The sequence below is a fragment of the Acinetobacter sp. YH12039 genome, assembly GCF_013420015.1.
Taxonomy (GTDB): Bacteria; Pseudomonadota; Gammaproteobacteria; order Pseudomonadales; family Moraxellaceae; genus Acinetobacter; species Acinetobacter amyesii.
Map to the genome: position 1 here is coordinate 1 of NZ_VOZA01000141.1, position 1,076 is coordinate 1,076.

General features: G+C 34.0%; 1 protein-coding gene. It reads left to right on the forward strand.

The window, feature by feature from the left end; translation table 11 throughout:
- Positions 1 to 106: 106 nt before the first annotated feature.
- Positions 107 to 976: an IS982 family transposase gene (locus FTT98_RS17915; RefSeq protein ID WP_180177638.1), complete on the forward strand. Its 870-nt coding sequence runs from the start codon at positions 107 to 109 to the stop codon at positions 974 to 976.
- Positions 977 to 1,076: the final 100 nt, after the last annotated feature.

Here is a 1,076-nt window from a genome sequence, read left to right on the forward strand (position 1 = left end):
ATAAGAATATTGATAACCCGAATCGCGGATAAAAAATTGACTTGAAAAATAAGAGGACTATAGCCATCAGTTGAGTTACCACACAAAACTTAAAACTCTAGTCCCGATGTTTAATAGTACCGAATTATTTTGCGTAATTGATGATTTCTTTCTTAAATTTGAAGCAACCTACTGGAATTTCCTTAAACAAAGTCGTCGTTTCTCCAGAGTCCGAACCGCTCACTTGAGTATCTCAGAAATCACTTTTATCGCGATCTGGTATAAATGTTCTCATTTCACTAATTTCAAAGCATTTTTCACATGGTTGAAACAGGATAAAAATCATTTATTTAAAAGCTTACCCTGTTACCAACGGATGATTCATCTGATTAATAGACATCAATTAGCTCTACACGCTTTACATGTGGCGCTAATGAAAGGCCAAGGTACACAATATTTATGGATTGATTCAACAACTCTGCCAGTTTGTAAAAATCAACGTATTCAACGCCATAAATCATTAGTCCAAATTGCATCACGTGGTAGAAGCTCAATGGGCTGGTTTTATGGCTGTAAATTACATATTGTGATGAATCAATTTGGTGAAATTGCTTGTTCTGCTTTATCCAATGGACATTTGGCTGATATCAAAATGGTTGAGAGACTCGTTAAAGAGATGGAAGCAAAGTTGTATGGAGATAGTGGCTATATTAGTCAAGAACTGAAGAGTAGGTTGAAAGAGCAAGGTATTGATTTAATTACCTATCATCGAAAAAATATGCAGGCTATACAACTTTCTGAGTCAGATAAATATCACTTAAAACAGCGCAATAAGATAGAGACTTTATTCAGTTTATTGAAAGGTCAGTACAATTTAGTGACAAGCAAAGCACGTAGTGTTCATGGATTTCTAGGAGGGATTTACGCGTCCTTGTGTGCATATCAACTGATCCATAAAAATAAGCCAACAATTCAAATTATGAAGTCATCGGCTTAAGCAGGATTCGGGTTAAAATATGGAAAATATGTTTTTGTGAATTATAATCAAATAGGTTCATTAAAATATGACATTAATCACATAAAATGCATTATTATAG